At 68.0% G+C, this 25,930-nt stretch carries 23 protein-coding genes and 2 tRNA genes; 16 read left to right on the top strand and 9 right to left on the bottom strand.

Features of this window, described 5'->3' with window-relative positions:
• Positions 1 to 78 precede the first annotated feature (78 nt).
• The 3 genes from E3O65_RS03480 to E3O65_RS03470 are packed head-to-tail and all read left to right on the top strand — an operon-like array spanning position 79 to position 3,255.
• A complete protein-coding gene (locus E3O65_RS03480) occupies positions 79 to 1,536 on the top strand; it encodes a sensor histidine kinase (RefSeq protein ID WP_134362360.1) in 1,458 nt (485 codons plus the stop codon).
• A gap of 4 nt (positions 1,537 to 1,540) precedes the next feature.
• Positions 1,541 to 2,227: a response regulator transcription factor gene (locus E3O65_RS03475; protein WP_134362359.1), complete on the top strand. Its 687-nt coding sequence runs from the start codon at positions 1,541 to 1,543 to the stop codon at positions 2,225 to 2,227.
• A 56-nt stretch (positions 2,228 to 2,283) separates the two neighbouring features.
• Entirely contained in the window at positions 2,284 to 3,255 is a 972-nt protein-coding gene (locus E3O65_RS03470; RefSeq protein ID WP_134362358.1) for an L-lactate dehydrogenase, read from the top strand.
• A 10-nt stretch (positions 3,256 to 3,265) separates the two neighbouring features.
• On the opposite strand, the gene E3O65_RS03465 is transcribed toward E3O65_RS03470, so the two are convergent.
• Positions 3,266 to 3,339 (bottom strand) — tRNA-Gly (locus E3O65_RS03465).
• Between the two features lie 169 nt (positions 3,340 to 3,508).
• Here E3O65_RS03465 and E3O65_RS03460 point away from each other — a divergent pair.
• The 9 genes from E3O65_RS03460 to E3O65_RS03430 all read left to right on the top strand — a co-directional run bounded on the left by E3O65_RS03460 (position 3,509) and on the right by E3O65_RS03430 (position 10,864).
• Positions 3,509 to 3,585 (top strand) — tRNA-Pro (locus E3O65_RS03460).
• Positions 3,586 to 3,625: 40 nt separating this feature from the next.
• Positions 3,626 to 5,071, top strand: coding sequence for a trigger factor (gene tig / locus E3O65_RS03455; protein WP_166785641.1), 1,446 nt, complete (start codon positions 3,626 to 3,628; stop codon positions 5,069 to 5,071).
• A 356-nt stretch (positions 5,072 to 5,427) separates the two neighbouring features.
• Entirely contained in the window at positions 5,428 to 6,027 is a 600-nt protein-coding gene (locus E3O65_RS03450; RefSeq protein ID WP_134362357.1) for an ATP-dependent Clp protease proteolytic subunit, read from the top strand.
• Positions 6,028 to 6,041: 14 nt separating this feature from the next.
• Positions 6,042 to 6,713 carry an ATP-dependent Clp protease proteolytic subunit gene (locus E3O65_RS03445; protein WP_134362356.1) on the top strand — a complete coding sequence of 224 codons (672 nt, stop codon included), beginning with the start codon at positions 6,042 to 6,044 and terminating at the stop codon, positions 6,711 to 6,713.
• A 187-nt stretch (positions 6,714 to 6,900) separates the two neighbouring features.
• A complete protein-coding gene (gene clpX / locus E3O65_RS03440) occupies positions 6,901 to 8,181 on the top strand; it encodes an ATP-dependent Clp protease ATP-binding subunit ClpX (RefSeq protein ID WP_134362355.1) in 1,281 nt (426 codons plus the stop codon).
• 86 nt (positions 8,182 to 8,267) lie between these two features.
• A complete protein-coding gene (locus tag E3O65_RS17095) occupies positions 8,268 to 8,405 on the top strand; it encodes a hypothetical protein (protein ID WP_241985644.1) in 138 nt (45 codons plus the stop codon).
• Between the two features lie 70 nt (positions 8,406 to 8,475).
• Positions 8,476 to 8,673 carry a benzoate/H(+) symporter BenE family transporter gene (locus E3O65_RS17380; protein ID WP_338419168.1) on the top strand — a complete coding sequence of 66 codons (198 nt, stop codon included), beginning with the start codon at positions 8,476 to 8,478 and terminating at the stop codon, positions 8,671 to 8,673.
• Positions 8,607 to 9,275, top strand: a complete 669-nt coding sequence (locus E3O65_RS03435; RefSeq protein WP_277870401.1) for a benzoate/H(+) symporter BenE family transporter — start codon at positions 8,607 to 8,609, stop codon at positions 9,273 to 9,275. The genes E3O65_RS17380 and E3O65_RS03435 overlap by 67 nt, the downstream gene beginning before the upstream one ends.
• A 77-nt stretch (positions 9,276 to 9,352) precedes the next feature.
• Positions 9,353 to 10,864 carry an HNH endonuclease signature motif containing protein gene (locus tag E3O65_RS03430; RefSeq protein ID WP_166785640.1) on the top strand — a complete coding sequence of 504 codons (1,512 nt, stop codon included), beginning with the start codon at positions 9,353 to 9,355 and terminating at the stop codon, positions 10,862 to 10,864.
• A gap of 108 nt (positions 10,865 to 10,972) precedes the next feature.
• Here the strand turns inward: E3O65_RS03430 and E3O65_RS03425 are convergent, their stop codons facing one another.
• The gene (locus tag E3O65_RS03425; RefSeq protein WP_134362353.1) at positions 10,973 to 13,006 is read right to left on the bottom strand and encodes a M3 family metallopeptidase; all 2,034 of its coding nucleotides are present in this window, start codon (positions 13,004 to 13,006) and stop codon (positions 10,973 to 10,975) included.
• Positions 13,007 to 13,084: 78 nt separating this feature from the next.
• Here E3O65_RS03425 and E3O65_RS03420 point away from each other — a divergent pair, with 78 nt between their 5' ends.
• From E3O65_RS03420 to E3O65_RS03410, 3 genes are read left to right on the top strand one after another with little or no spacing between them, the layout of a single operon-like run.
• A complete protein-coding gene (locus E3O65_RS03420) occupies positions 13,085 to 13,918 on the top strand; it encodes a class I SAM-dependent methyltransferase (RefSeq protein WP_134362352.1) in 834 nt (277 codons plus the stop codon).
• A gap of 3 nt (positions 13,919 to 13,921) precedes the next feature.
• Positions 13,922 to 15,373: a class I adenylate-forming enzyme family protein gene (locus E3O65_RS03415; RefSeq protein ID WP_134362351.1), complete on the top strand. Its 1,452-nt coding sequence runs from the start codon at positions 13,922 to 13,924 to the stop codon at positions 15,371 to 15,373.
• Positions 15,354 to 16,622 carry a thiolase family protein gene (locus tag E3O65_RS03410; RefSeq protein WP_134362350.1) on the top strand — a complete coding sequence of 423 codons (1,269 nt, stop codon included), beginning with the start codon at positions 15,354 to 15,356 and terminating at the stop codon, positions 16,620 to 16,622. Before E3O65_RS03415 ends, E3O65_RS03410 begins: the two co-directional genes overlap by 20 nt.
• Before the next feature lie 64 nt (positions 16,623 to 16,686).
• On the opposite strand, the gene E3O65_RS03405 is transcribed toward E3O65_RS03410, so the two are convergent.
• Genes E3O65_RS03405 through valS form a run of 3 tightly spaced genes read right to left on the bottom strand, consistent with a single transcriptional unit; the run spans position 16,687 to position 19,992 of the window.
• Entirely contained in the window at positions 16,687 to 16,953 is a 267-nt protein-coding gene (locus tag E3O65_RS03405; protein WP_134362349.1) for a hypothetical protein, read from the bottom strand.
• Positions 16,954 to 17,400 carry a GNAT family N-acetyltransferase gene (locus E3O65_RS03400; RefSeq protein ID WP_134362348.1) on the bottom strand — a complete coding sequence of 149 codons (447 nt, stop codon included), beginning with the start codon at positions 17,398 to 17,400 and terminating at the stop codon, positions 16,954 to 16,956.
• A 9-nt stretch (positions 17,401 to 17,409) separates the two neighbouring features.
• Positions 17,410 to 19,992 carry a valine--tRNA ligase gene (gene valS / locus E3O65_RS03395; RefSeq protein WP_134362347.1) on the bottom strand — a complete coding sequence of 861 codons (2,583 nt, stop codon included), beginning with the start codon at positions 19,990 to 19,992 and terminating at the stop codon, positions 17,410 to 17,412.
• 259 nt (positions 19,993 to 20,251) lie between these two features.
• Between valS and E3O65_RS03390 the strand changes: the two genes are divergently transcribed.
• The gene (locus tag E3O65_RS03390) at positions 20,252 to 20,515 is read left to right on the top strand and encodes a hypothetical protein (RefSeq protein WP_134362346.1); all 264 of its coding nucleotides are present in this window, start codon (positions 20,252 to 20,254) and stop codon (positions 20,513 to 20,515) included.
• 90 nt (positions 20,516 to 20,605) lie between these two features.
• Here the strand turns inward: E3O65_RS03390 and E3O65_RS03385 are convergent, their stop codons facing one another.
• Genes E3O65_RS03385 through E3O65_RS03370 form a run of 4 tightly spaced genes read right to left on the bottom strand, consistent with a single transcriptional unit; the run spans position 20,606 to position 25,837 of the window.
• Positions 20,606 to 22,381, bottom strand: coding sequence for a dipeptide ABC transporter ATP-binding protein (locus E3O65_RS03385; protein WP_134362345.1), 1,776 nt, complete (start codon positions 22,379 to 22,381; stop codon positions 20,606 to 20,608).
• A complete protein-coding gene (locus E3O65_RS03380; RefSeq protein ID WP_134362344.1) occupies positions 22,378 to 23,235 on the bottom strand; it encodes an ABC transporter permease in 858 nt (285 codons plus the stop codon). The genes E3O65_RS03385 and E3O65_RS03380 overlap by 4 nt, the downstream gene beginning before the upstream one ends.
• On the bottom strand, positions 23,232 to 24,194 hold the full coding sequence (locus E3O65_RS03375) for an ABC transporter permease (RefSeq protein ID WP_277870399.1): 963 nt from the start codon (positions 24,192 to 24,194) through the stop codon (positions 23,232 to 23,234). Before E3O65_RS03375 ends, E3O65_RS03380 begins: the two co-directional genes overlap by 4 nt.
• On the bottom strand, positions 24,182 to 25,837 hold the full coding sequence (locus tag E3O65_RS03370; protein WP_134362343.1) for an ABC transporter substrate-binding protein: 1,656 nt from the start codon (positions 25,835 to 25,837) through the stop codon (positions 24,182 to 24,184). Before E3O65_RS03370 ends, E3O65_RS03375 begins: the two co-directional genes overlap by 13 nt.
• Between the last annotated feature and the right edge of the window lie 93 nt (positions 25,838 to 25,930).

Below are 25,930 nucleotides of genomic sequence, written 5' to 3'. Positions count from 1 at the left end.
CAATGCGGTTGGCAACGGGATGTTGCCGGCGTGACCCTTCGTTCAGGCTGAGTTCCGACAGACTTACTGGAGGACACCATGACTGCGACGACCGGAGCCGACATCACCGCACTGACGGGCACGCCAAGCACGACCCCCACGACCACCCGCCGCCGTCCCGGCTACGGCGCGCTCTGGCGCCGAACACCCCGGGAAGTGCTCTTCCTGCTGCTGACACTCCCCGTGGTCGTGATCGCGCTCACCGTGTTGAGCTCGGTCTTCTTCACCGGTGTGGGGCTCCTCGCCGTCGTCGTCGGGATCGTCGTGGTCGTGGCGTCGCTCTACCTAGCCCGCGGCTTTGGCGCGGTCGAACTCGTGCGCCTGCGTTGGGCCGGCCAGCCCGCCGTCACCCCGCCGCGGTGGGACGTGCCGGGGGAGCCTGCCACCACCATCCGTGCGCTGCTCGGCCCGCTCGTCAACGGGCACTATTGGCTCTACCTGTTGCACGGCATGGTGGTGAACTTCGTGCTCGGCCTGGTCAGCTGGACCGTTACGGTCAGCTGGCTGTCGGTGGGTCTGGGCGGCATCAGCTACTGGTTCTGGGGACGATTCCTGACCGACACGAACGGGGTCTGGCTGCACGAGGTGATCCTGGACTGGATGCTGCCGGGCAACACCCTGCAGATCGACCCGCTCCTGGGCGAGAGTCTCTTCCAACTCGGACTCGGCCTGATCTTCCTACTCACCTTGCCGTTCATCACACACGCATTCACCCAGCTGCACCAGTTCGCCGCCCGCGGAATGCTGGGCGCCTGGCGGTCCGAGGCGCTGCAGCGCGAGGTGGCCGACCTCAGCGCGTCGCGCGGGGCAGCCGTCGCGGCGGAGGATCAGTCCCTGCGGCGCCTGGAGCGGGACATCCACGACGGCCCGCAGCAGCGCCTGGTGCGCCTGCAGATGGACCTCGCCAGCGCCGAGCGCAAGCTCGGGACAGACCCGGATGCTGCGCGTGCCCTGATCGTGGAGGCCAGGGAGCAGGCGCACGACACCCTCGAGGAGCTGCGGGCACTGTCCCGCGGGCTGGTGCCGCCCATCCTGCAGGACCGCGGCCTCCTCGCCGGCCTCGAGTCCCTCGCCGCGCGCAGCACCATTCCGGTGCAGCTCGAGCTGCAGGTCGAGCGGGCATTGCGGCTGCCGAGCGAGATCGAGCGCAGCGCGTATTTCGTGGCAGCGGAGCTGCTCACGAACGCCGCCAAACACTCCCGGGCCACGAGCATCCGTCTGCACCTGGCGCTGCGTATCGTGCCGGAGGGAGGCGGCAGTGACGAAAGCACCTCCGACCGCACCGCGGGCACCACGTGGCTCGACCTCTGGGTGATCGATGACGGCATCGGCGGCGCGCGGCTGATCGACGCTCACGGCCTGCAGGGGCTCGACGAGCGGATGCGCGGCCTGCGCGGCGTACTCTCGGTGCGGAGCCCCACAGGCGGACCGACCGCGATCGGGGCCCACATTCCGTTGCCTGCGGCCCGGCCGACGCGCGCCGTCGCCGTATCCTGAACGGATGACCGACCTTGCCTCAGCCCCGTCCGCACCTTCGCGCGTCCCTCCGCTGCGTCTCGTGCTGGCCGAGGACTCGGTCCTGCTCCGCGAAGGGCTGATCCGCCTGTTCGACGAGGCGGGGTTCGAGACCGTGGCGTCCTACGGCGATGCGGATTCCCTCCTCGCCGAGATCGACGGACTGCGACCCGATGTCGCCGTGCTCGACGTGCGGATGCCGCCGACCTTCCGGGACGAGGGTGTGCGGGCGGCGCTGGAACTGCGCCGCAGGCTGCCGTCGGTGGGCATCCTGCTGCTCAGCCAGTATGTGGAGGGCACCTACGCGCATGAGCTGCTCGCCGCCGGCAACGGGGGACTGGGCTACCTGCTGAAAGACCGGGTGGCGTCGCTCGACGAGCTGCGTGATGCCGTCACCCGGATCAGTGCCGGTGGCACTGTGCTCGACCCGCAGGTCGTGCGTGAGTTGCTGGCCCGCCGCACCGACCCCCTCGCGGCCCTCACGCCGCGCGAGCGGGACGTGCTCGGGCTGATGGCGGAGGGGCGTACCAACGCCAGCATCTCCGCCATGCTCGTGATCGGCGTCGGCGCGGTCGAGAAGAACGTCACCGCCATTTTTCAGAAGCTGGGACTCGACGACTCGGGTTCCGACCACCGCAGGGTGCTGGCCGTGCTCACCTACCTGCGACATTGACCGGCTCCTGAGCAGCCGGATGCCCCACTCGGCCCGGTCAGGAGGAGAATCGGGTCATGAGTGAGATCGAGAATTCCAAGCTGGCCATCATTGGCGCCGGGGCCGTCGGGTCGTCTCTGGCCTACGCGTCGCTGATTCGGCAATCCGCCCGCGAAGTGGTGCTCTACGACATCAATGGCCCCAAGGTAGAGGCGGAGGTTCTCGACCTGGCGCACGGCACCCAGTTCACGGGGGCGTCCAGCGTGGCCGGTGGCAGCGACCTCGACGCCATCGTGGGCGCGAACATGGTCGTGATCACAGCCGGGGCACGCCAGCACCCAGGTCAGTCCCGCCTCGAGATGGCCGGCGTCAACGTGGGCATTCTGCGGGACCTCATGCCCAAGCTGGTCGAGCGGGCCCCTGACGCCGTCTACATGCTCGTCACCAACCCCTGCGACGCGCTGGCCTATGCCGCACGCCAGTTCAGCGGGCTGCCGGCCGCACGCGTCTTCGGCTCCGGCACGGTGCTCGACTCGTCCCGGCTGCGCTGGATGCTTGCACACCGGGTGGGTGTCGCGATCGCCAATGTGCACGCCGTGATCGTCGGCGAGCACGGGGACTCGGAATTCCCGCTTTGGTCCCAGGCCCGGATCGGCCCGGTCTCTCTGGCGCAGTGGGTGCAGGACGATATCTCGCCCAAGGATCTGGTGCCGTTCTCGGAGGCGGAGTTCGAAGAGATCACCGAGAGCGTGAAGACCGCGGCGTACAAGGTCATCGCGGGCAAGGGTGCCACGAACTACGCGATCGGGCTCTCCGGTGCCCGCATCGTAGAGGCCGTGTTGCGCGACGAGGGTGCGGTGCTCCCGGTCAGCTCGGTTCTCACCGACTACCGCGGGGTCAGCGACGTGGCGCTGTCCGTGCCGAGCGTGATCAACGCCGATGGGGTCTCCCGCGTGATCGAGGTGCCCTTCAACGACAAGGAGCAGGAGCTGTTCGAACACTCGGCGGCGACGCTGCGGACGACCCTGAACGGGCTGGGCCTCGACTGAGACGATGATCTGGAGGGGATGACGGGAATCGAACCCGCGCCATCAGTTTGGAAAACTGAGGCTCTACCATTGAGCTACATCCCCAGGCACAGTCGCCTGCGCACTCACATATCGTAGTACACGTCGGGCGACACGTGCTGCACCATCCGGCCCGCGGCATCCGGCCTGTGCAGTAGGCTTAACGCGGTCGTTCCGTCCAAAGCGTGATTCTTGCGCGCCAGGCGGATGCCCACCACCGGGTCGAGATATTGTCCGGGGCGTAGCTCAGCTTGGTAGAGCGCTCGGTTTGGGGCCGAGAGGTCGCAGGTTCGAATCCTGTCGCCCCGACCATCACCCCCACATACATCGGTCGAACACAGGAGATTGCCACGTGAAGTCCACGGTAGAAAAGCTGAGCCCCACTCGCGCGAAGGTCACCATCTCGGTGGCCCCCGAGGAGTTGAAGCCCAGTATCACCCACGCCTACGGCCACATCGCCGAGGACATCAACATTCCCGGCTTCCGCAAGGGCAAGGTCCCGCCGGCCATCATCGACCAGCGCGTGGGCAAGTCCGCCGTGCTCGAGCATGCGGTCAACGAGAGCCTCGACGGTTTCTACCGTGCGGCCGTGACAGAGCACAAGCTGCGCCCGCTGGGCCGTCCCGAGGCCGACATCGTCGCCTGGCCCAGCGACAAGGACTTCTCCGGAGACCTTGAGCTGGCCATCGAGGTCGACGTGCGCCCCGAGATCGACCTGCCGGTCTACTCCGGCCTGAAGCTCACCGTCGACGCCGTCGAGGTGTCCGACGACGAGGTCACCGAGGAGCTCGACAACCTGCGCAGCCGCTTCGGCACGCTCGTCACCGTCGACCGCCCTGCCACGAAGGGCGACTTCGTCCAGATCGACCTGATTGCCGCCATCAGCGGTGTCGAGGTCGACAACGCCACCGGCATCTCCTACGAGCTCGGCTCCGGCGATCTCATCGACGGCATCGACGAGGCGCTCGACTCCCTCAGCGCCGGCGAGACCACCACCTTCAACTCCAACCTCATGGGCGGAGACCACGAAGGCGAGACCGCCGAGATCACCGTTACCGTCGGCGCCGTGAAGGAGCGCGAGCTCCCCACCGCCGATGACGACTTCGCACAGATCGCCAGTGAGTTCGACACCATCGCCGAGCTGACCGAGAGCCTCAAGGGCCAGGTCGAGCGCTCCAAGGTCTTCGGCCAGGGAACGCAGGCCCGTGAGCTGCTCGTCGAGCAGTTGCTCACGTCGGTCGAGGTTCCGATCCCGGCCGCGATCATCGAGGACGAGGTTCGCCGACACCTCGAGGGCGAGAACCGCCTCGAAGACGCCGAGCACCGCACGGAGGTCACCGAGTCCAGCGAGAAGACCTTCCGTCAGCAGATCCTGCTCGACACGATCGCCGAGGCCGAAAAGGTCCAGGTCAGCCAGGACGAGCTCACCCAGTACCTGATCCAGGGCGCAGCGCAGTACGGCATGGACCCGAGCGAGTTCGTTCAGGCCCTCAGCGGCAACGGTCAGATTCCGTCGATGGTGGCCGAGGTAGCCCGCAACAAGGCCCTCGCCATCGCCCTGGGCAAGGCGGAAGTCGTTGACTCCAACGGCAACGCCGTCGACCTGTCCGAGTTCGTCGCGACCGCCGATGAGGCCTCCGACGAGGACGTAAACGGCGACGAGAGCGAAGAAGACGCCACTGACGCTGACGCTGACGTGGAGGCCGCCGAGGCCAAGGCAGCCAAGGCCAAGGCAGCTAAGGCCGCCAAGGCCAAGGCCGCCGCGGCCAAGAAGAAGGCTGACGCAGCCAAGGAGTAGCACCAGCACCGCTCACGCGGGAGCACGGGCCGGATGTCACAGACATCCGGCCCGTTTCGCATTGCCGCCCTGCGTCCTGTGCCGCCCCGGGTTCTCCTGCCCCGAACGAATTCGACGGAGATCTTCGGGTTCTGGGCCGACTTTTTCCGGTTCTTGTGGTGTGACGGTCACAATCTCCGTCGAATTGGGTCGGAGTGACGGATGCGCGTGGCGCAGCAGGCGGGCACGGAGCCGTGAGACGGGGCGCGGCAGGGGGGCACGAGGCAGCGCGTTATCTGCCGAGGGCGAACACAGCCGTTCCGGAGCGTTGGCTCCTATAGATTCATTCTGAAGCGACAAGTGAAACGGAGCGCGACATGGCCGAAATGACACCCACACCCGGCGTTTTTGACCGACTGCTGAAAGACCGCATCATCTGGCTGGGCTCAGAGGTTCGGGATGAGAACGCCAACGAGATTTGTGCCAAGATCCTGCTGCTGGCTGCAGAGGACTCGGAGCGGGACATCTTCCTGTACATCAACTCGCCCGGTGGATCGATCACGGCGGGCATGGCCATTTACGACACGATGAGGTTCGTTCCAAACGACATCGTCACCGTCGGCATCGGGCTCGCAGCGTCGATGGGGCAGTTCCTGTTGTCCTCCGGCACCAAGGGCAAGCGCTACATCACGCCCAACGCTCGCGTGCTGTTGCACCAGCCGTCCGGCGGGTTCGGTGGCACGGCCGCCGACATCCAGACCCAGGCCAAGGTCATCCTGGACATGAAGAAGCGGATGGCCGAACTCACGGCAGAGCAGACCGGCAAATCGGTCGAGCAGGTCCTCATCGACAACGACCGCGACAACTGGTTCACCGCTGACGAGGCTGTGGCCTATGGTTTCGTCGACCACCTGCGCGGCTCCGCGTCGGAAGTCATCGGCGGCGGCGGCACCGACGACTCAGTGAACAAGAAGTAGGACGGGCAGACGACATGGAATTCACCAATTTTGGTCACCAGGCCGGGGGTCGCGCTCCGCAGTCACCTGAGGCCCGTTACATCCTCCCCACGTTCGAAGAGCGCACGGCCTACGGCTACAAGCGCCAGGACCCCTACGCGAAGCTCTTCGAGGACCGCATCATCTTCCTCGGCGTGCAGGTCGACGACGCGTCTGCGGATGACGTCATGGCCCAGCTCCTCGTGCTCGAAAGCCAGGACCCCGACCGCGACATCGTGATGTACATCAACTCACCCGGTGGTTCCTTCACCGCGATGACAGCGATCTACGACACCATGCAGTACATCCGACCGCACATCCAGACGGTCTGCCTCGGCCAGGCGGCATCCGCAGCGGCCGTTCTGTTGGCCGGAGGCACGCCAGGGAAGCGCCTCGCCCTGCCGAACGCCCGCATCCTCATCCACCAGCCCTCGGCGGGCGGGCAGGGTGGCGGTCAGGCCTCCGACATCGAGATCCAGGCCGCGGAAATCCAGCGGATGCGTGAGTGGCTGGAGTTCACCATCTCCCACCACTCCAACCGCACCGCGGAGCAGGTTCACAAGGACATTGACCGCGACAAGATCCTCGGTGCACCCGAGGCGCTCGAGTATGGCCTGATCGACCAGATCCTGACCAGCCGCAAGATCGTGCCCACGCTCGTCAAATAAGCGAGCGAGACGTGAACGCGACGGATGCCCGGGCTCAGCTGAGCCTGGGCATCCGTCGCGTTTGCCATGTCGGCGGCTTCCGCCAAACGGTGCCGGAACGTTATTCGACAGAAGCGGTCAGCCTGCACCCGTGGTCCACGGGCACAAGCTAGGCTCAATGCAGCTAATCGATGGAGGAGGCTGACGGATGGCCCGAATAGGCGAAAGCGCCGACCTGTTGAAGTGCTCTTTCTGCGGAAAGAGCCAGAAGCAGGTGCAGCAGCTCATTGCGGGCCCCGGCGTGTACATCTGCGACGAGTGCGTCGAGTTGTGCAACGAGATCATCGAGGAGCGCCTGGCTGAGGCCACCGCCGAAGACGGCGCCGGCGAATTCGAACTGCCCAAGCCGAAGGAGATCTTCGGCTTCCTCGAGGAATACGTCATCGGTCAGGAAGCCGCCAAGCGTGCGCTCGCCGTTGCGGTCTACAACCACTACAAGCGAGTGCGCTCCCGTGCCACCCTGACGGCCGCGGACGCGATCCACGATGATGTGGAGATCGCCAAGTCCAACATCCTGCTGATCGGCCCGACCGGTTGCGGCAAGACCTACCTCGCGCAGACTCTCGCGAAACGTCTCAACGTTCCCTTCGCCGTGGCGGATGCGACGGCCCTCACCGAGGCCGGCTACGTCGGTGAAGACGTGGAGAACATCCTCCTCAAGCTGATCCAGGCCGCGGACTACGACGTCAAGCGTGCCGAGACCGGCATCATCTACATCGACGAGATCGACAAGATCGCGCGCAAGGCCGAGAACCCGTCGATCACCCGTGACGTGTCCGGCGAGGGCGTGCAGCAGGCCCTGCTGAAAATTCTCGAAGGCACCGTGGCCTCGGTTCCGCCGCAGGGCGGGCGCAAGCATCCGCACCAGGAATTCATCCAGATCGACACCACGAACGTGCTGTTCATCGTGGCTGGCGCGTTCGCGGGACTCGACGACATCATCTCCACCCGGGCCGGCAAGAAGGGCATCGGATTCGGCGCTCCGCTGCACAGCAAGGGCGACGACGTCAACCTGTTCAGCGAGGTTTTGCCCGAGGACCTGCACAAGTTCGGCCTGATCCCTGAGTTCATCGGTCGCCTCCCAGTGGTCACCACCGTCACCCAGCTCGATCAGGTGGCCCTGATGCAGATCCTGACCGTGCCGAAAAACGCACTCGTGCGACAGTACCAGCGCATGTTCGAGCTCGACGGCGTGGAGCTCGAGTTTGAGCAGCCGGCGTTGGAGGCCATCGCCGACCTCGCGGTTCTGCGCAAGACCGGCGCCCGCGGCCTGCGCGCCATCATGGAAGAGGTTCTCGGGCCGATAATGTTCGAGGTGCCGTCGAGCGCCGAGGTGGCGCGTGTCGTGGTCACCCGGGCCGCCGTACTCGACAACGCCGAGCCGACAATCGTGCTGCACAAGCCTCGCCGGGTGGACAAGTCCGCCTAGGCTCTGCGGCCCGCCCCACGCTGTTTCAGCACCCGTTCTTTCAGCACCCGCCCCTGCTTTGGCACCCCTGAGCCCGGAGGGCCGCCGTGTATCAGCCCGTCTTCGCCGGCGTCGTGGCGGCGATCACCGGATTCGCCAGCTCGTTCGTGCTCGTCATCGCCGGGCTGCTGGCCGTGGGTGCGACCGATTCCCAGGCGGCATCCGGACTGCTGGCACGGGTCTGAGGGGCACTGATCGTGCTGAGCGGCCTGTGGCCGGTGCTTGGGGCGAGCCATCACGAGCATCCCGGAGCCGATGGCGAGTGCGATGCTGGCGGGCACTCTGTTTCCGATCTGCCTGGCTCCGGTGACGGCATCCGTTCAGCAGCCTCTGCTGGCGGTGCCGGTCGTAGTGGTCTGGCTGGTGGTGTTCAAGCTGGCGCGGCCGTGGGCGGTGCCGGCGGTCATGGTCGTGGCATCGGTGTCGCCCTCAGTGTGGGCACGGACTGGGTGACCGCGGCGTCGTCGGCGCCAGCCCTTGTGTTCGTGGTACCGGCATTCGACCCGTTCGTGATCGTGAGCCTGGGCCTGCCGCTGTTCATCGTGACGATGGCCGGGCAGAACGTGCCCGGCTTCGTGGTGCTGTCCACGTTCGGTTACCAGCCGTCGCCCCGTGCCATCCTGGTCGGCTCCGGCCTGGCGACCGCGGCGGGATCGGTCTTCGGCGCGCACGGCATCAATCTGGCGGCGATCACGGCCGCGCTGATGGCCAGTCCCGAGGCACACCCCGACCGGTCGAAACGGTGGATCGCCACAGCGTCATCGGGGGCGGCCTACTTTGTGCTGGGCCTCGGTGCCGGCTACGCGGGCGCACTCGTGGCGGCCTCTCCGCCCATTCTGATCACCGCCGTGGCGGGCTTGGCGCTCCTCGGTGCACTCGTCACGAGCATCACAGGAGCGCTCGAGGAGGAGCGGCACCGCCTGGTCGCGGTCGCGACGTTCCTGGTCACGGCATGGGGCATCTCTGTGCTTGGCATCGGTTCCGCATTCTGGGGACTGCTGCTCGGCGGTGCGGTAATGCTCTGGCTTGGGTGGGGGCCGTATCGCCGGGCGTAGTCTTTATCTTCGAAGGTTTATTCACACCTATAAAATTTGCATGGTGCATATGTTCGACTTGAGGTAAACTCTTGTTTGTGACCAACCTTCTGGAACACCCCGCAGCGGATGCCGTTCCCGGCCCGTCCGCGGCGGCGCGGGTGGTGGCCGAGCTGCAGAGTCTCGCGGGTGTACTCGGGTCGACGCTGGCGTGTGCGGGGGTGCGGAGCTTCGACGATGACGGGCTGCTGCAGGTGACCGGTGCGGTGGAGGTGCTCGGCCGCCGGGTGGACGCGTTGCGGGTCGCGGCGGCCGCGGAGGTCGCCGACCGGTCGCGGCCCGAGCTCGGCACCGGGCAGTTGTCGGCGAAGAAGGGCTGCCGCAATGCCGGGGAGCTGCTCGAGCGGGTGACGCTGGTGTCGGGGCCCACGGCGGGGCGGCGGATGCAGTTGGGCAAGCAGCTCCGCACGGGCCTGTCCCTGGGCGGGAAACCCGTGCCGCCCACCTTCCCGGCCACGGCGGCCGGCCTGGCGTCGGGAGCGATCGGCGTGGACACGGCCGACGCCATCCTGACAGCGTTGACGCCCACGCTGCGCTGCACCGACCTCGACTCGGTGCAGGCCGCGGAGAGCGAACTGGTGGCGTCCGCCACGGGCACGAACGGGGCAAGCCCAGTGCCGGCTTCGGCGGATGAGATCCGGTGGCAGGGCTCCGTCTGGAAGGCCGTGCTCGCACCCGACGGGTCCCGGCCCGACGACCACGCGGTCGCGGCGCGCGGGTTCCGACTCGGCCGGGAACGGGAGGGCGTCGTTCCCGTCTCGGGCCTGCTGATGCCCGAGATCGCGGGCAAGCTCCACCGCCTGTTCGACGCGTACCTGTCGCCGAAGAGCGCGCCGGTCGCCTTCCACACCGAAGAAAAAGCCCACCGGGAGGGCCTGACTCCGGAGGAGGCGCGCGAACAGGCTTTACTGGAGCGGGATGACCGCACACCCGACCAGCGCCGGCACGACGTGCTCGCCGTGATCCTCGACGTGGCCTCCCGCGCAGGGGAGGCGCCGACCATCGGCGGCGCCCCCGCCACAATCCTCGTCAGCGTGCGGGAAGAAGACCTGAATGCGGACTTCGGGCAGGGCCGGGGTGTCGGCTGGATCGACGGCGTCGACTCCCCGATCGCGATCAACGCCGTCACAGATCTGATCAGCACCGGCGGCCAGCAGAAAGTCGTGATCAACAATGAAGGCCGCATCATCGCCCTCGGCTCCCCGGAGCGCTGCTTCACCCCCGCACAACGCCGGGCCATCCAACTCCGTGACACCAGGTGCATCATCCCGGGCTGCAAAATCCCGGCCGGCATGACGGAGATCCATCACGTCATCCCGCACTCCGAGGGCGGGCCGACGCACACCGACAACGGGGTCTGTCTCTGCTGGTGGCACCACCGCTACCTCGCCGCGTCGGGATGGGCCATTCGCATGGTCCGCGGCGCGGTGCAGATCATGGCACCACCCTGGCTCGAAACCGGAGTAAGAGAATGGCGCAGCGTCACGAAGTCACGCACGCGGATGACCGACGCCATCGAACGCACAAACGTCACCCGAGAGGACCACTGATCAACTCGCCCGTTCTCTGGTCTTCGGTCTCTGTTCGCCCGTTATCTGGCCCTCGGCCGCTGGTTTCGCCAGACCCGACCGCCGCAGGGCCCGGCACCGGTTGTGGCGCTAGTTCAGGCCGCGGCGGTCGAGGAGGGGCTGCCTGGAGGCGTCGCGGCCGCGGAAGTCGCGGTAGGCGCCGAGCGGGTCGGTGCTTCCGCCCACACCGAGCAACCGGGACCGGAACCGCTCGCCGTTGGCTCGGGTGAGACCGCCGTTCTCCTCGAACCACTCGCCGGTGTCGGCGTCCAGCACCTCGCTCCAGATGTAGGAGTAGTAGCCGGCGTCGTAGCCGCCCGCGAAGGAGTGTGCGAAGTAGGTGCTGGCGTAGCGCGGGGGCACGGCAGGGTTGTCGAGGCCCACAGCGGTGAGAGCGGATGCCTCGAACGCTGCGACATCCGTCACCATCTCATCGGCATCGATTCGGTGCCACGCCTGGTCGAGCAGCGCCGCGGCAAGGTACTCGCTGGTGGAGAACCCCTCGTTGAACGTGGAGGAGGCCTGGATCCGATCGACGAGGTCTTGCGGCATGTGCTCTCCGGTCACGTGGTGGCGGGCGTAGTTGGCGAGAACCTCGGGCCAGAGCATCCACATCTCGTTGACCTGGCTGGGAAACTCGACGAAGTCGCGGTACACGTTGGTTCCGGCGAATTTCGGGTAGGTGACCCGGGCGAACAGGCCGTGGAGGGCGTGCCCGAACTCATGAAAGAGCGTGACGACCTCGTCGAAGCTGAGCAGGGTGGGCTCGCCCGTTGCCGGCTGGGGCACGTTCAGGTTGTTGCAGACGATCGTGGGCGTGCCGAGCAGCGTTGACTGGGAGCTGAGCGAGTTCATCCACGCGCCGCCACGCTTTGAATCGCGGGTGTACACATCGATGATGTACAGGCCCACGGGGGAGCCGTCAGCCTCCGAGACCTCGAACACGCGCGCCCCCGGGTGCCAGGAGTCGAGGTCGGGGCGCTCGGTAAAGGTGACACCGTAGAGACGGGTGGCCGCGTAGAACACACCGTCCCTCAGTACGCGTTCGAATTCGAAGTAGGGGCGCATCGCCGCCGTGTCCACAGCGTAACGCGCGCGGCGCACCTTCTCGGTGTAGAAGGCCCAGTCCCAGGCGGCCAACTCGAAGTCTCCGCCGTCCGCATCGATCTGCGCCTGCAGGTCGGCCTGCTCGACACGCGCGTTGCGTGCCGCGGCGGGGGCGAGGTGCCCGAGCATGTCGGCAACCGCCTCCGGGGTCTTGGACGTCTGGTCAGCGGTCACGCCGGCGGCGTGATTGGCGAATCCGAGCAGTCGGGACCGCTTGGCCCTCAGCCGGGAGATCTCGAGCACCAGGTCACGGTTGTCGAACGCGCCGCCACGGATGCCGCGGGAACATGAGGCAGCCAGTAGTCGCTCCCGAACACCCCGGTTGGTCAGCTGTGCCAGGTACGGGTGCGAGGTGGGCAGCACCAGGGTGATCACGTACCGGCCGACCAGACCCCGCTCCGTGGCAGCCTCTGCTGCGGCGGAGACCTGGCCGGGTGTGAGGCCGTCCAACTCGCTCACATCGTCGAGCACGAGCGCCAGGTCATTGGTATCGGCCAGCAGGTTCTTCTCAAACCGGGTGGTGGCGGTGGAGAGCCGCTTGTTGTGGTCGCGCAGCCGGGCTTTGTCGTCGTCGCCGAGACCGGAACCGGCCAGGGTGAACTCGGTGAAGTACCGCTCCACCAGGTAGCGCGCCTCTGGTTCCAGAGCCAGCGCGTCCCGCTGCTCGTGCAGGCTCGCGATCCGGCTGAACAGGACAGGGTCCAGGCTGATGGCGTCCGCGTGCGCCGCGAGGAGCGGGGCCAGCTCTTGCTCGAGTGCCTCGGTGAACTCGCTTGAGTCCGACGAGCTCCGGTTGAAGAACACGTCAGCCACCCGGGTGAGTAACTGCCCGCTGCGCTCGAGGGGCACCATCGTGTTGTCGAAGGTGGGGGCATCCGTGGTCGCACAGATCGCCGAGATCTCGGCGAGCTGCTCCTTCATGCCGTCCAGGAACGCCGGCCGGTAGTGCTCATCGGCAATCAGCGCGAAGTGGGGCAGCAAGAAGGGCAGCGTGCTGGTGCTGGCGAAAGGGTTCATTTCTTCACCCTGTCACATCGTCGTACACAGCCACATTTCGCCCCTGAAAGTATTCCCGCGCACGCATAGGATCGGATCATGATCGACGAGCCTGCACGTCCCGAGACCGCGCCCCGGGAGCAGTACACGCACGGCCACCACGAGAGCGTGCTGCGCTCGCACACCTGGCGTACGGTGGCGAATTCGGCGGCCTATCTGGTGCCGCACCTGAAACCCGGTCAAACCCTGCTCGACGTGGGGTGCGGGCCGGGCACGATCACGGTCGACCTTGCCCGCCGGCTCTACCTCGGGCAGGTCACGGGCATCGACGCGTCTGAGCCGATCGTGCGGCGCGCGGCTGGGCTGGCCTTCGATGAGGCGGTGCGGAACGTGTCGTTCCGGGTCGGCGACGCCTATGCTCTCGACTTCGCCGACGAGAGCTTCGATGTCGTGCACGCGCACCAGATTCTGCAGCACCTTGCAAACCCGGTGGCCGCCCTGCGGGAATTCCGGCGGGTGCTGAAGCCGGACGGCATCCTCGCCGCCCGCGACGTCGACTCCGGGGGAGTGATGTACCACCCGAAGCTGCCGGGCCTGCAGCTCTGGGAGAACGCCTTCCGCGACGTGCAGAACTGGAACCAGGGCGACCCCGACGCCGGGCGATCCCTGAAGGCGTGGGCGCGCCAGGCCGGGTTCGGCCAGGTGGACTGCTCGGCGTCGATCTGGTGCTTCGCCTCGGATGTCGAACGTGAGTGGTGGGGGCAGTCCTGGGCCGAGCGGGTGATCGAGTCCGACTTCGCCGCGCACGCCATCGAGGTGGGTGCGGCCGACCTCGCCGACCTGCGGATGATGCGGGCTGCCTGGCTGCACTGGGCCGGCGACCCCGATGGTTGGTTCGGCGTGCCGCACGGCGAGATCGTCGCCCGGAAGTAGCCCGTGCCCTTCCTCGATCGACTCCAGCACTGGGCCCGGGTCCAACCCGACGCCACCGCCGTCACGGTCGGCGCGGACCGGCTCAGCTTCGCCGCGCTTCGCGATGCCGCCACGGCGCGCCTTCCCGCGACGCCGCGGATCTCGGTCGTCTGCCGGCCCAACGGCACCGCGTTCGCGATTGCCTTCGCCGCCGGCGTAGCGGGAGGACGCCACGCCGCGGTGCTGGACCCCGGCTGGCCCGTCGCGCAGCGCCTGGCCGTGGAGGCGCGGCTGGCTGGACTCGGCGCGGAGACTGGGCCGGCTGGGAAGGACGGGCCCTTTGCGGTGGTCGGGCACGTTGGCGTGCCCCCGCTCGGCGCGGAACTGCGCGACGGCCCGCCCGGCCGGGACTTCCTCTACGGGTTCACCTCCGGCACGACGTCCGCGCCCAAGGCCTTCACACGCAGTCGACTCTCCTGGCAGCGCTCGTTCGCACTGGGCGCTGAGTTCTTCGGTTTGACCCGGCACGATCGTGTCCTGGCGCCCGGGCCTCTGTCTGCCAGCCTCACCCTCTACGCCCTCGCTGAATCGTTGCACACTGGCGCCGCCTTCGTCACGCTGCCGCGCTTCTCCGCCGCCGAGGCCGTCGCCAGCGTCACCGCGGAGGGCATCACCCGGATCGTGGCGGCGCCGACCGTGCTGCGTCTCATCGCCGCGCATGCGCTGTCGGTTGGATCGCCCGGCACGGGACTCACCGCCATCGTGAGCGCCGGGGCCAAACTCGACCTGGCATCTCGGGAGCTGCTGCGGAGCTGGGCGCCGGGAGCACGCGTGTTCGAGTACTACGGGGCGGCCGAACTGAGCTTCGTGACGGCATCCGTGCTGTGCCCCGGCGACGCTGTTCCCCTCTCGGCGACCGCCGTCGGGCAAGCTCTCCCTGGCGTCGAGGTGCGCATTCAGGACGACGCGGGGCGCGCTCTTCCGACCGGTATCGCGGGCACTATCTTCGTGCGCAGCCCGCTGGTGGGCAGCGGCTACGCCTGGGGTGACGACGGCGAGGCCTTCCGCCGCGAGGGTGACTGGTGCACGGTCGGCGACCTCGGCTTCCTCGACCGGGATGCCGTGCTGCACCACCTCGGGCGTCGCGCCGACCTCATCGTCACGTCCGGGCACAACGTTTACCCGCAGCAGGTCGAAGCCGCCCTGCGCGATATCCCCGGCGTCGAGCACGCGGTGGTCACCGGGGTGGCCGACCCTGTGCGCGGAACCCGCGTGGTGGCGGCGGTCATCGCCGGTCCCGAGGTGGACGCCACCTGCCTTCGGTCGCACGTGGCGACCTTGCTCGCCGCACCTAGCCGGCCACGGGGGTACTACGCCCTGGCGCAGCTGCCGCTCACCCCGTCCGGTAAGATCAGCCGCGTGATGCTGCGCCGCTGGATCGAGGACGGTGACGCGCATGTGCACCCGCTCCGCTGACCTGGGCTGGCCGGCCGAGGACTCGGCTGCCGCCGCTGCGCTCGGCCCGGACGCAGCCCGGGAACCGGTGATCGTGCTCGCCCGACGCACCGCGTTCGGTCGCCGGAACGGAGTCTTCGGCCGGGTCCGCGCCGAGGATCTCCTCGCCCCCGTGCTGAACGCCGTGGTCGCGGCGGGCGGCGTGCCCGCATCCGCCATCGACGACGTCATCATCGGCAATGCGGTCGGCGGTGGCGGCAATGTGGCCCGCTTGGCCGCCCTGACTGCCGGTCTGCCGGCGAGCGTGCCGGGCCTCACCATCGATCGGCAGTGCGGTTCCGGCCTCGAGGCCATTGTGCTGGCGTGCCGTCTGGTTGCCGCGGGTGCCGGTGACCTCTATCTGGCCGGGGGAGTGGAGAGCACCAGTACCTCGCCGCTGCGCGCACACCGGCTCACCTCGGCCCCCGGGCTGCCGGACTTCTTCGACCGCGCACGCTTCTCCCCGGATTCGGTCGGTGATCCCGAGATGGGTGTCGCCGCCGAGAACGTGGCCGATCGCTACGGTGTGTCCCGGCAGCGGCAGGACGCCTTCGCGCTCCGCAGCCACCGGCAGGCCCTTGCCGCGGCGGATGCCGGAGCGCACGCACCCGAGATCGTGCCGGTGCCCACGGAGGCCGGCCCGGTCAACTGGGACGAGGGTCCTCGACGGGGTCTGACCGAGGCGCTGTTGGCGCGGTTCGCACCGGTTTTCCGGCCGGGGGGAACGGTCACCGCCGGAAATACCTGCGCGGATGCCGACGGCGCCGTCGCGGTGCTGGTCACCAGTCGCCGGCGGGCGAACGAACTCGGCCTGACCGGCTACCTCCGCTTCGTCGACGCCGCGGCCACTGGAACCGACCCGAACGTGCTCGGCATTGCCGGTGCCGAGGCCGCCCGCCTCGTGTTGGCGCGGCAGAGCCTGACCGGGGCGGACTTGGCCAGGATCGAGTTCAACGAGGCCTTCGCCGCCCAGGTGATCGCGTCCCTCGACCTGATCGGCATTCCGGAGCAGAACGCCAACCGCGAGGGTGGTGCGCTCGCTCTCGGGCATCCGTTCGGCGCCAGCGGAGCACTGCTGGTGCTGCGACTGCTGCAGCAGTGCCGCGCCGCGGCGGAGCCAGGGGAAGCGGCCCTCGCGGCGGTCAGCATCGCGGGCGGCCTGGGCGTCGCCGCCCTTTTCCGCTGGGAGGGCCCGGAGTCGCACTCCATGTCGCCGACGAGACACGAATGAGGGCAGCACGCATGCTCCGACCCCGCAAGCCTCACGTCTCGCCAGTGTCTGACTGCGAGAGAAGCTAGATCCAGTCGTCCTCGTCGTCGAGCACGATCGACGGCTGCGTGATGGTGGCGCTGTCCTCGTCCTTGTCATACCGGATGACCGTGCCGTCGTCGAGTTCGAGCACAGGGCTGCCCTCGAGCCAGGTCAGCGTCCAGCGCCAGGAGCTGGAGTCTTCCGCCAGCGCGGTGAGTTCCTCTTCGACCGCGTGGACGGCGATCTCCACGACGTGCGGCAGCCCGGCCGGTACCGGGCTGCCGAGGGGCCAACGGCTTCCCATCTTCATTTACAGCTCAATCTCATAGGTCACCCAGTCGGTGCGCGTGGCCACATCGTCATACAGGTGCTGAGCGGTCTCGTTGTCGGCCGCGGTCAGCCACTGCACCGTACCGAGGTGGCGCGTGGCGGCGTATTCCGTGGCGAATTCGATCAGAGCCCGACCGACACCCGTGCTGCGCGAGTCCTGGGACACGAACAGATCGTCGAGGAACAGGCCGCGGGTGGCGGTGAGGGTGCTCGGAACCTCGCGGTAGTGCGCGAAGCCGATGAAGTCGCCGTCATCGTTGACTGCGACAGCGCCGGTGAGGGACTCGTTCTTGTCGATGATCCAGCTCCAGACCTGGAGCGCCTTCTGATCGGTCAGGCTGCTCTTGTAGAACTCGCTGTAGCCCTCGAAGAGTCCCAGCCACGAGAAAAAGTCTTTGTCGCCGAGCGCGCGTACCTTGATTGACATTCGGTTCTCCTAGTTCTCTGTCACCGTGGCGAGCACGATGTCAGTGACAGCCAATTCGCTGCCTTCAATAAAAACCAACTCCGAGATGCGGCCAACGGCCCTCAGATCGGCGGCAGCCTGCCTGAGCAGGGCAATCTCTGCAGCCGTACCACCAATTACAGCAGAAATAACGGCGGATTTCTGGGATGCTTTCGCATCCGTCTTCGCGCGGCGGATGCCGGTGAGCGCCCGGCTGGACAGGTCCAGCAGAGCCACGTTGCCACCAAGCCCTCCGCCGAGGTCGGCCTGCACAGGCCAGGGGGCCGTGTGGATCGACGTGTCGTTCGACCATGACCAGGCTTCCTCGGTCGCGAAGGGGACGAACGGGGCGAACAGGCGCAGCAGGGAGTCCAGCGCGGTGCGCAGGGCAGCCACGGCCGACGCCTGCCCGGATCCGGCCTCGCCGTAGGCGCGTTCCTTGACCAATTCGAGGTAGTCGTCGCAGAACGTCCAGAAGAAGCTCTCAGTGAGCTCCAGTGCACGGGCGTGGTCGTAGCCCTCGAACGCGGCGGTGGCCTGGCCGACGACGACGCTGAGCCGTGCAAGCATGCTCTGGTCGAGAGGTTCGGTCACGGGCGCGTCGGCTGCCCCGTCGAAGGCGAGGATGAATTTCGACGCGTTCAGGATCTTGATCGCCAGGCGACGTCCGATCTTGATCTGGGTCGGATTCTTGGGGTCGAAGGCGGCATCGGTGCCCAGGCGCGACGATGCGGCCCAGTAACGCACGGCATCCGAACCGTGCTGCTCGAGCATGTCCGCCGGGGTGACCACGTTGCCCTTGGACTTGGACATCTTCTTGCGGTCTGGGTCCACGATGAAGCCGGACAGGGCCGCGTGCTGCCACGGTGAGACACCGTGTTCCAATTCGGCGCGCAGCAGGGTGGAGAACAGCCAGGTGCGGATGATGTCCTGGCCCTGCGGGCGCAGCGAGTACGGGTAGACCAGGGCGAAAAGCTCAGGGTCGCGCTCCCAGCCGCCGGCCAGCTGCGGAGTGAGTGAGGAGGTCGCCCAGGTGTCCATCACGTCCACCTCGCCGACGAAACCGTTCGCCTTGCCGCGCTGCTCGGCCGCGTAACCCGGCGCGGTATCGGAGGACGGGTCGACCGGGAGCATCTCGCGGGTAGCGACGATGGGCTGGTCGAAGAGCGGGTTCGCGGCGGAATCCAATGGGTACCAGATCGGCAGCGGAACACCGAAGAAACGCTGGCGGGAGACGAGCCAGTCGCCGGTGAGGCCGTTGACCCAGTTCTCGTAGCGCACGCGCATGAATTCGGGGTGCCACTGCAGGTCGGTTCCGTGTGCGATCAGGCGGGCGCGCAGCTCCTCGTCGCGGGCGCCGTTGCGGATATACCACTGGCGCGTCGACACGATCTCGAGGGGCTTGTCGCCCTTCTCGAAGAACTTGACCGGGTGCACGATCGAGCGGGGCTCGCCGATCAGGTCGCCGCTGCTGCGGAGCAGGTCCACCACGGCCGCCTTGGCGGAGAAAACGGTCTTGCCGGCCAGTTGCGCGAACGCTGCCTGCCCGGCCTCGCTCGTGATCGCCTCGGGCGTGTCAGCGATGATGCGGCCGTCGAAGCCCATAATGGCTCGGTTCGGCAGGTCGAGTTCACGCCACCAGATCACGTCGGTCACATCGCCGAACGTGCAGATCATGGCGATTCCGCTGCCCTTGTCCTTCTGAGCGAGGTGGTGGGCCAGAACCGGCACCTCCACGTCGAAGAGCGGGGTGCGCACGGTCGTGCCGAACAGTGCCTTGTAGCGCTCGTCGTCCGGATGCGCTACCAGGGCCACGCAGGCCGGCAGCAATTCCGGGCGGGTGGTTTCGATCTCGATCGTGCCGCCGTCGGGCTGTGTGAACGCCACCCGGTGGTAGGACGCCGGCATCTCCTTGTCTTCGAGCTCGGCCTGCGCGACTGCCGTGCGAAAGGTGACATCCCACAGGGTGGGAGCCATGGCCTGGTAGGCCTCGCCGCGTTCGATGTTACCGATGAACGCCGCCTGCGAGGAGACCAGGGAATCGTGCCCGATCGTGCGGTAGGTCTGGGTCCAGTCGACGCTCAGGCCCAGCATGCGCCAGACGGCCTCGAACTGTTTCTCGTCCTCGATGGTGAGGCGCTCGCACAGCTCGATGAAGTTGCGGCGGCTGATCGGCAACTGGTCGGCGGCCTTGGTGCTCTTGCCGTCGCCGCCCTCGAACGGTGCGGTGAAGTCAACGGCGTAGGGCAGCGACGGGTCGCAGCGCACGCCGTAGTAATTCTGCACGCGGCGCTCGGTGGGCAGGCCGTTGTCGTCCCAGCCCATCGGGTAAAAGACGCTCTTGCCGCGCATCCGCTGGAAGCGGGCGACGACATCCGTGTGCGTGTAGGAAAAGACGTGGCCGATATGCAGCGAGCCCGAAGCGGTCGGCGGTGGGGTGTCGATGGAGAAGACGCTCTCCCGCGTGGCAGAGTCACGGTCGAAGCGGTAGGTGCCGGCCTCTTCCCACGAGCCGCCCCATTTGGATTCGAGGCCTTCGAGGGCCGGTTTTTCCGGAACGCTGGCGGCGGTCATGTTTCTCCGATTCGATCTGTGCGGCACCGTGTCGTTGGTGAAGTGCCTGAGTATTGGGCCTTACCTAACTTACCGGATGCCTCGACTCCCCCCGACTGCGGGTCTCGCCAGGTCGCGCAGGGCCCCTGGACTCCGTGATCGAAGTGCTCTCCGCCGCGGTCAGCTCCTGGCAGTTCACCTACCGTGACCCGGACCGGTGGCAGAAACCGGCTCTGCGCGCCATCGCAATCACCTGCCTGAACCTTGTGATCATGCCCGGGTGGCGGGCGCGAAGCGGCGCGCGGGTGTGGAGCTCGGCATCGCCTGCGAGATCGCCGACGCCCGTCAGCTATTGCTCTGCGCGTGGCTGTCTGGGGCGATGCGGCTCGTCCTGGCGGCCAACGCGCTCCTCGGCTGGGCCTGGGCCGATTCGGTCGCAGCGCTCGTGGTCGCCGGGGTCGCGATCAGGGAGGGTGCCGAAGCGTGGAGTGGCGAGGCCGGGCCAACCAATTCGACGGTGATTATCTCGTGCGCGAGCTTGTGAGACGGGTTTCGGGCCGTTTTTGGCAAAATCTCCGTCGAATTCGTTCGGGACGTAATCGCTGTTTGGCGAGTGGCGAACACGGTCAGCCCGTCAGAACCCGATCCGGGGCACCGCGCCCAGAAGCGCCTGCGTGTACGGATGCTCGGGGGCGGCGAAGACCCGGGCCGTGGCACCGGTCTCGACGATGCGCCCGTCCAACATCACGGCGACCTGGTCACTGACGTGCTGGATCACCCCTAGATCGTGGGAGATGAACAGCAGGCTGAGGCCAAGGTTTCGCTGGAGCTCGTCGAGAAGGTCGAGCACCTGAGCCTGAACCGTCACGTCGAGTGACGACACGGGCTCGTCGCAGATCAGGATCTGCGGGCCCGACGCCAGTGCCCGGGCGATGCTGACCCGCTGCCGCTGACCGCCGGAGAGCGACAGCGGGCGGCGGCCGAGCAGACCCTGCGGCAGCCCCACGGCTTCGAGCAGGCCGAGCACGCGCAGCCGGTCGGCAGCGCCGGCGGATGCCCCGACGCGCCCGGTGCGGCGGGCTCCGCCGGCGACCGCGTCCCGGAGGACCTGCTCGACGCTGAGCCGCGGGTCGAACGAGCTGAGCGCATCCTGGTAGACCGCGCCGAGGTGTGGTCGCAGCGCGCGACGTTCCTTCTCCGGCACGGCGCTGAACGCCTGGCCGAGCACTCGCACCTCTCCGGCGTCGGGGCGGGTCAGCGCCAGCGCGAGGCGGGCCGACGTGGTCTTTCCGGAGCCGGACTCGCCCACGATGCCGAGCGTCGTGCCGCGCTCGAGCCGGAACGAGACACTGTCGACCGCGAGCTGCTCGCTGCCATCCGGCCGGGTGAAGCGCTTGACCAGTCCGATGGCCTCGAGCACGGTGGTGGGGGAGGTGTCGCGGTCGCAATCGTCCGGGGACGACCCGGGAGCCACACCTGACTGGTAGCTCAGGGAAGGCAGCACGGGCTCGGCCGCCCGAGGGTTCAGGCGAAGCCCGCGCGGCTTGTCCACCGGGATCGCGGCGATCATCGTCCGGGTGACCGGATGCCGGGGCCGGGTCAGCACCTCGTCGGCCGGTCCCTGCTCCACGATGCGCCCGTCGCACAGCACAGCGATCCGGTCGGCGATGCGCCCGACCACGGCGAGGTCGTGGCTGATCAGGAGGATGCCGGTGCCGGCACGTTTCAGGGTCGCCAGAAGGTCCAGGATCTGCGCCTGCACGGTGACGTCGAGCGCGGTCGTCGGCTCGTCGGCGATCAGCAGCGGCGGGTCCAGGGCGATCGCGGCCGCGATCAGGGCGCGCTGGCGCTGTCCGCCGGAGAGCTCGCCCGAGCGTTTCCGCATGGCGTTGCCGGCGTCGGGTAGACCGACCCGCTCGAGGGCCTCGAGTACGCGGGTGTGCCGTGCGGCGGCGTCCAGGCGGGTGTGTAGCCGCAGCGAGTCGGCGATCTCACGGCCCACCGGGCGCAGCGGGTCGAGCGAGACGAGGGCATCCTGCACCACCAGCCCCACGTCGCGCCCGCGCCGGCGCCGCCACTGGGCCTCGGAGAGGTTCTGCACATCGGAACCCGCGAGGCTCAGTTCGTCGGCACGCACCCAGGCGTTGTCGCCGGCCAGGCCGAGCAGGCTGCGCGCGGTGACGCTCTTGCCCGAGCCGGACTCGCCCACGATGGCCAGGCACTCGCCGGGGGCCACCTCGAACGAGACGCCGTTCAGCACAGGGTCGGCGCCGTCTTTTGGCCCGAAGCCCACGACGAGGTTCCTTACTCGCACGGCCGGGGCAACCCCCGCGGCAACCCCGCCCGGCCCTTCACCGGCGCCGGTCACACTCGCGGCCCCGGGGACACCCACGTCGGTCTCGTCGCTCATGCGTGCCTCATCCGTCGTTCGATGCCGCGGCCGAGCGCCGTCGCCGACACCGCCGTCAGCACGATGAACAGGCCGGGGAAGAAGCTCATCCACCAAGCCGAGCCGATGTAGGTGCGCCCGGCGGCGAGCATCGCGCCCCACTCCGCGGCGGGCGGCGCCGCGCCCAGGCCCAGGTAGCTCAGCGCCGACGCCCAGACGATGGCCTGGCCGATGCCGAGCGTCCCGAGCACGAAGAGCGGCGCGAGGGCGTTGGGCAGCACGTGGCGCACCAGGATCCGGCCCGGACTTCGCCCGAGCACGGTCGCCGCTTCGACGAAGGCGGAAGACCGAACCAGAATGAGCTGGCCACGGATGATCCGGGCATAGCCGGGTGCGGTCGCCAGGCCCACGGCGACGGTCGCCGTTGCAACGCCCGGTCCGAAGATCAGGATGAAGAGCAGAGCCAGCAGCAGGCCGGGGAACGCGAACAGTACTTCGAGGAACCGGTTCACGGTGAAGTCCACGACGGGGCCGAGCATGCCGGCCAGGGTTCCGAGGACGAGTCCAAGGCCGAGGCCGATCATGGTGGCGAGGGTGCCGATCAGGAGGGAGCTACCGGTGCCGTGGCTGACCCGGGTGTAAATGTCTCGGCCGGACTCGTCGGTGCCGAACCAGTGTGCGGGAGAGGGGGTCTGGAACGCCGACAGTGGATCGATTCCGAGCGGGTCCCCAGGGGCGACGAGCGCGGGGAACAGCGCCGCCGTGATCAGGAACAGGCCGAACAGTCCGGCCAGAACCTCGGCCACGCCAAACCGATGTGAGGGGGATGTCCGTGGCGACCTGCCCAGCCCGGCCTGGATCTCGAGGTCGCTCATCGTGCTCGCAGCCGAGGGTCGGCGATGCGCTGGGCCAGGTCGGTGAGCAGGGTCATCAGAATGTATCCGACGGCTACGATCAGCACCGCACCGACCACGACGGGAACGTCGCGGACCGTCACCGCGTTCAGGAGCGTGCGCCCGAGGCCGGGCCGAGCGAAGATCGTCTCCACCACCACGGCCCCGCTGATCAGGGAGCCGAAGGCCCAGCCGGAGAGGCTGATGGCCGGCAGAGACGCGTGCCGGATCGCGTGCACCCAACGCACACCGAGCTCGCTCTCGCCTCTGGCGCGGGCGGAGAGCACAAACGGTGACTCCAGCGCGGTGAGCAGGGACTCCCGCATGATCTGGCCGAGGAACCCGGCCAGCGGCACGGCAAGGGTCAGCACCGGCAGCACCAGACCGGCGGCCCCGGGGGTGCTGATCGGCGGCAGCCATCCCAGCCAGACACTGAAGAGCACGATCAGTGCCGTCGCCAGCCAGAAGTGCGGTAGGGCCGCGGCCACGATCTCCAGGCCCGAACCCACGGTCCAGGCCACGCGTCCGCCTCGGCTGGACCAGGTCGCCAAGCCGAGGGCGAGCAGCCAGGCCACTCCGAGAGCCAGCACCGCGAGCAGCAGGGTGCCTCCGAGCTGGCCGATCAGGAGCGGGGCGACGTCCTGATTGAGGGCATAGGAGCGGCCCAGATCCCCGGTGATCAGGCGCCCCAGCTGCGCCAGGTACTGCACCAACACGGGCTGGTCGAGCCCGTACTCCGCACGCACCGCGGCCAGTGCCTCCGGCGAGGTCTGCGATCCTGGGCCGCCCAGGATGGCCTCGGCCGGGTCGCCCGGGATCAGGCGCACGGCGAAAAACGTGAGCGTGGCCACCATCCAGAGCACGAAGGCCGCGCCGCCCAGGCGGGCCAGAACGACCCTGGCGGCCCGTGCGACCGGCGCGACCCGCGCTACTTCAGCCACGCATCGTAGAAGGTGGGAGTCGACACGGTCGGCAGCGCTCGGGCGCCCACTACGTCGGTGCCGAGCAGGTAGTGGTTCTGCTGGTCGAACAGCGGCAGGATGTGGAAGCCCTCGAGCACCTGGTTCTGTGCGTCGGTGTAGAGGGCGGCGCGCTGATCGACATCCGTCACCTGGCCGGCTTCGGTGAGCAGGGCGTCGATGGCCGGGTCGTCAACCTGGGCGTGGTTGGCGAAGTAGCCGCTGGGCGCCGGGGTGATGCCGTCGGAGTGGAAGAGGATGCGCAGAACGTCGGGTCCGACCTTCGTGTACGGGGCGCTGACGGCGTCGTAGTCGTTCTCACCCAGCGCGGTGTACCAGCTGGAGAGGTCCATCGGGCTGAGAACAACCTCGAAGCCGGTCTCCTTCGCGGTGGCCTGGATCTGTTCGAACACAGACTGCTCGGCCGGGATGGACTGGTTCGTGCTCACGGGGAAGTCGACCGTGAGGCGCAGGCCGTCCTTCACCCGGTACCCGGCGGAATCCCGCTCGGTCCAGCCGGCGTCGTCGAGCAGGTCCGCGGCCGTCTGGGGGTCGTAGTCGAAAAGGTCGGGACGGGAAACGGCGAGCGTTTCAGCACTGGAGAGGGCGGAGTACGAGCGCTTGGCCGTGCCCTGGAACAAGCTGGACACGGCGTCATCGACATTGGCCGACCGGATGAACGCCTCCCGCACGAGGGGATCGTCGAAGGGCGCTCGGCCGGAGTTCAGTTCGATCCGGTTCGACGCTCCCGGGCGCGGGGCGTCGAGGTGCACGATGGCGTCACTCTTCTCGGCCGCCGCGATGGTGTCAGGCTGGGCGTTGTCGATCACGTCGGCGTCGCCGGACTGCAGCGCCGCATAGCGGGACGCGGAGTCGGGGATGAAGCGCCAGACGATGGAGTCGAGGTAGGCCGGCCCGGTGTGGGTCGCATCCTCCGGCGGCGAGCTGTAGTCGTCGTTGCGCACCAGGGTGATCGATTCCTGCTGCACCCACTTCTCCACCTGGAACGGGCCGGTGCCCACGGGGGAGGCGCAGTTCTCGTCCTGACTGCGGGCCAGAGCAGTGGGCGATTCGATGGCCAGCCACGGCTGCGAAAGAGATTCGAGCAGAGCGCTGTCGGGTTCGCTGAGCACGAAGCGCACCACGTTGCCGGAGACCGCCTCAGTGCCGGTGACCTTGCCCAGGGCCAGGTAGCCGGTGGACGAGCCCGTGTTCGGGTCCTGGAGGTGTGCCACGTTCGCCTGCACGGCTTCCGCGTCCAGCGGGGTGCCGTCGGTGAAGGTCACGCCAGCGGCAAGGGTGAAGTCCCAGGACAGCCCATCGGCGCTCTCTGTCCACGAGTCCGCCAGCCAGGGGATGATCGTGCCGTCGGCGTCACGGGACACGAGCGACTCGAGGTACTGCGTGCTGACCAGGGCCTGCGGGTAGTTTCCGCCTACGTGCGGGTCCAGGCAGGTGGGCTCGGCGTCGCCGGAGGCATACGTCAACGTGCCACCGGAGACGGGTTCCGTGGCCTCGGGGGAGTCGGTGGTGGCGCAACCGGTGAGCAGGATGCCGGTGGCGACGAGGCCGACCAGCCCGGTCAAGGTGCGCGATGCGCGGTGGGTGTGCCCCGAAGTCTGCATGGTGGTTCTCTTTCCGCGGCGCCCGGTGGGCCGAGTGTGCAAGTGTTGGACTCGTGCAATTGTTGGACTCAGTCCACAAATAGAATGGACCAA

The sequence above is a fragment of the Cryobacterium breve genome, from assembly GCF_004402375.1.
Classification (GTDB): domain Bacteria; phylum Actinomycetota; class Actinomycetes; order Actinomycetales; family Microbacteriaceae; genus Cryobacterium; species Cryobacterium breve.
The sequence above is the reverse complement of the archived record's forward strand: the minus strand, read 5'-3'. Positions and strand labels throughout refer to the sequence as shown.